Consider the following 4,144-nt stretch of genomic DNA (forward strand, 5'->3'; position numbering starts at 1 on the left):
ACGACCCGGGCCTTCCCCGCGATCAACGGCGACGACGACTACGAGGCGGTGCTTAACGTCCCCATCGAGTATCGCGACGTCAAGGTGCTCCACACCGGCGACGAGGTCGATCTGGTCAATGATCTCAACCTGCCGGATGACATCGATGACCTGACCGAGCTGGTTCTGCCAACTGGCCGTACGGCGCGCCTGGCGATCCGCGCGGTGTGCGAGGACAAGGACAACAACGCCCACTACTACGGCGTCATCGATGTGGGTAACAAGCTTCTGGACAACCGCTTCGGCGAGACCTTCCAAGTCATGGCCTACGCCCCCTCGACGGACGAAACCAACCTGCTCGTCAAGAAGGCCGGCGTTCCCACGGTCCAGGGCATCTTCATGCAGCCGGATGTGGTGACCGCCGTGGACGGCAAGCTCAAGACTCTGCTCCTGGGCAAGAAGAACTCCACTCAGCGCGACAACGTGCAGCAGCTCGCCGACCAGCTCGAGGTCGCCGCCAGCAAGCTGACCTTGAGCGCCGAGAAGGGCGAGCGGGTCGTCTTCGGCTGTTCCAGCCGCATACGGCACACTCTCGCCCCCGACGGGTCTTCGCTCACCTTCGCCTCCAAGGGCGACCTGATCAACCACTGGCTCTGCTGCATCAGCTTCGAGATCGACCGCGACTGGATGTGGGATGCCCTGGAGAATCGCAGTTTCGTCATCAAGCGCACGAAGAAGTTCTCTCATGACAATCACCCGGTGGAAGACAAAGTGGTGGCCGGCGATGTCGAAATGGTGCGCACCGCCTCCTTCGAGGCTCTCCACGATCCCGAGCGCCACGCCTCTCGCATCGTCTTCATCGATGCGGTCGAGCCCAAGAAAGTGGATCCGAACGACCCCACGAAGCCGGAGTTTCCCGACACCATCGAGCTCGAGTACACGCTCGAAGTCGACTTCAAAGACGATCATGCTCAGCAAGAGGATCCGGAGAAGGTCCTGAACCTGCGGCTACCGATCACGACGCCACCCGCGCAGGTGCCGAGAATCGTTTCGGCGGGGATCGCCCTCTCGCCCTACGTTCACAATGAAGAGTACTCCGCGAGTGAGATCCGCAAGCGTCACCTGTGGATCGAGTTCGAAGAACCGGTGCAAGACGGGCAGGACGCCTTCTTTGCCCGGGTCCTGGCGACGGCGCCGGACCAGCTCTTGAGCAACAACGACCCCGAGTTGCTGCGCGCCCCCGAAGAGCCGGTACTGCCCATTGACCCCGAATACATTCGAGTGGTCACCGAAGGCGCTACCAATGACCTGGTGGGCCTCCGGGCCATGCAACGCATGGAAAAGAGCACCTCGAGCGATCGTCACTATCTTCTGCCCTTGCCTCCGGGCCTGCACGCCGAAGCCGACGAGATGTTCGGGTTCTTCACCTACGAGTTTCGCCTCGGCCACTTTCGGGATCCCGATTCCGAGGACATGGTCTGGACCACCGCCCAGGGCCGCTACGGCCGCCCCCTGCGCGCCACCGGCCTCCAGCATCCGGCTCCGACCCTCACCTGCATGCCCAATCGGGACGACGAGAAACTGTGGGTCTCAGCCCCCTACGCGGTCGCCGTCCACGGCGGCAAGAACGTCACGGCCGATCCGCCCCGTACCGAGCTTTGGGCGTTGCTCTATGCCCAGGTCAGGCAGGCGGACAAGAAGGCTTTCCGGAACATCCTGCTCGACGATCGCCGGCTCGACTGGCGCCTGCAGGTCGAGACGGAGAAAGACGTCGATGTCCTGGAGAAATACTCCGACGACCAGCTGAAGGTACTCAGTTCCATCGCATTCGAGAACTTCAAGTACGAGATCAACGCGGCCAACGCGATCAACGTCCTGAAGCTGGCCGACTTCAGCATCACGAACAAAGACGCGACCAAGTACGGAACCGTCGTGTGGAGCCAGAACGAAGTCCTCCAGCTCCTGGCAAACCTCGGCCTGCCGCTGGACTCTCCACTCAGTGTGCTGGTCGTCGAGAACCTGCCCCAGATCAGAAACTTCCGCGAGCACATCTCTCGCCTCGACAAACCGCGGGTTGCGGCGGCCGCCGGTGGCTTGGTCGGCAGCCCCGTCGGCGAAGACAATCCGCAGGACTTCACGGGAGGCTTCGCCGCATCGACGCTGTCCATGAGCGCGGTTCCCTTCGACACCGCGAGCCCCGTGAGCGACGAACTGGGGCACCACCGCCTGCTGCGCACCTCACCCCTGACTGAGGTGCCGGAGATCTGCCCGCCGAAGTAGCGAGCAGCGGCCTGGCACCATCCTGGTTGTGGATCCGGACCGGTTCGGCCTACGATAGAGCGTGGTCGAGTTGCCCAGGTTGAACCATGGCGGAGCGTGAGAACGGCGACACGAAGACTCGCCAGCGCCTGCGGGTGCTTCAGGAAGCCTTCGCCGAACAGCTTCCGAATCGGATCAAGCAGATTGGCAAGGACTGGCACAGCTTGCTCGAGGAGGAGAGGCCCGCGGCCGCGCTCCAGTCTCTGCAGTTGAAGATCCGCAGCCTGGCGAGCTCGAGCGGCAGCTTCGGCTTTGCCTCGCTGGGGGACGCCGCGCGACGACTGGAGCTTCTCCTGAAGGGCGTTATCGTCAGGCCTGAGGCGCTCACTCCCGAGCAGGCAGCGAGGATCGAGCAGGGGGTGATGGACCTCAAACAGGCATGCCTCGAGTTTGCCGGTGCCGGCGAGGTAGAGATCCTGGATTCCTCGACCCTGGACCTGGCCATCGCCCACGAGAGGGCCAGCCGGGTGATTTTCCTGATCAGCGGCGATGGTCAACTCGCGGCCGACCTGGGCTTCGAGCTCGGCTGCTTCGGTTTTCTGGTGCGCAGGGTCCCCGATCTCGAAGAGCTCGAGCGGCACTTGGATCAGTCGCGACCCGCCGCCATCGTTTTGGATGCCGAGCCCTTCGAGGAGCGCATGGTGGACGCCGCCTGGGTGAACGCGCTCCGGCAAAAGCGGGACGGCCCGGTCCCCGTGTTCGTTCTCGCCTCGCGCACCGACTTCGAGTCCCGGCTCGAGGCGGTGCGCTCCGGCGGCGACGCGTATCTGGTCAAGCCGCTCGAAGCTCGCAAGTTGATCGACAAGCTCGAGGTCCAGCTCCAGGGTCCGTTGTCGGAGCCCTATCGGGTTCTTATCGTCGAGGAGGACTACTCGGCGAGCCTCGAGCACTCGCTCACTCTGCAGGGCGCGGGCATGACCACCACTTTGGTGCAGGACCCGATGAAGCTCTGGGAATCGTTGGTGGAAGCCAGGCCCGATCTGATCATGATCAGTCTGTCGCTGGCCGGGATCAGCGGTTTTCAGCTGGCGGCCGTCATCCGCCAGCAGGACGCCTACATGGAGATACCGATCATCCTGTTGTCGGCCGAGAGCGGCCTGGGCGAGCAGGTCGAGGCGATGCGGGTCGAGGCCGACGACGTTCTGGTGACACCGGTCTCCTCGGACGTGCTCATCTCGTCGGTGAGCAACCACGTGCAGCGGGCCCGCGCCTTGAAACGCTTCGTCTCCACCGACAGTCTCACCGGATTGCTCAGCCATACCAGTTTCCTGGCCAGGCTCGTGCTGGAGGTGGACCGGGCCCTCGCCGCCAACAGCCAGTTGGCGTTCGCCGTGATCGACATAGACCATCTGCACGCCATCAACGAGACCTACGGGCACCTGAGCGGCGATTCTGCGCTGACGAACCTGGCGGGATTGCTGAAGCAGCGGCTGAGGCGGAGCGACGTGCTCAGCCGCTATGGCGGTGACGAGATCGCGGTCGTGATGCCGGCAACCAGCGGCCAGAACGCGGTCAAGGTCCTCGATGGGATCCGCGGCCTGTACGCGGAGATCCGCGAGTACTCGCACAATGCCGCCTACTTTCCTACGTTCAGCTGTGGTGTGGCGGCCTTGCCCGGGTACGAAGACTGCTCGGCCCTTCGGCAAGCGGCGCTGGATGCGCTCGACAGTGCGCGGCGGCAGGGGAGGAATCGGGTCGTTCTGGCCGAGTCCCAGACCGCTGGAGCGGCTACGGGGCGGGTGTAGCTCCGGAGTGAACGGTGAAGAGGTGCTCGACGTCCGCCAGCAGGGCACCCGCCTTGTCCGGGTCGGTGCGATCCAGCTCACCCGCGAAGTACAGCACCAGG

General features: G+C 63.9%; 2 protein-coding genes. Both read left to right on the forward strand.

Annotation, left to right across the window (positions count from 1 at the left end; all coding sequences use genetic code 11):
* On the forward strand, positions 1-2,259 hold a 2,259-nt coding region (locus GY769_20365; protein MCP4204277.1), incomplete at its 5' end, for a hypothetical protein.
* Between the two features lie 86 nt (positions 2,260-2,345).
* On the forward strand, positions 2,346-4,043 hold the full coding sequence (locus tag GY769_20370) for a diguanylate cyclase (GenBank protein MCP4204278.1): 1,698 nt from the start codon (positions 2,346-2,348) through the stop codon (positions 4,041-4,043).
* Positions 4,044-4,144: the final 101 nt, after the last annotated feature.

The organism is bacterium (assembly GCA_024224155.1).
Taxonomy (GTDB): domain Bacteria; phylum Acidobacteriota; class Thermoanaerobaculia; order Multivoradales; family JAHEKO01; genus CALZIK01.

What these genes read in the sequence shown, in the direction of transcription:
- GY769_20370 (MCP4204278.1), top strand. Translation starts at nt 2,346, where the DNA reads ATGGCGGAGCGTGAGAACGGCGACACGAAGACTCGCCAGCGCCTGCGG.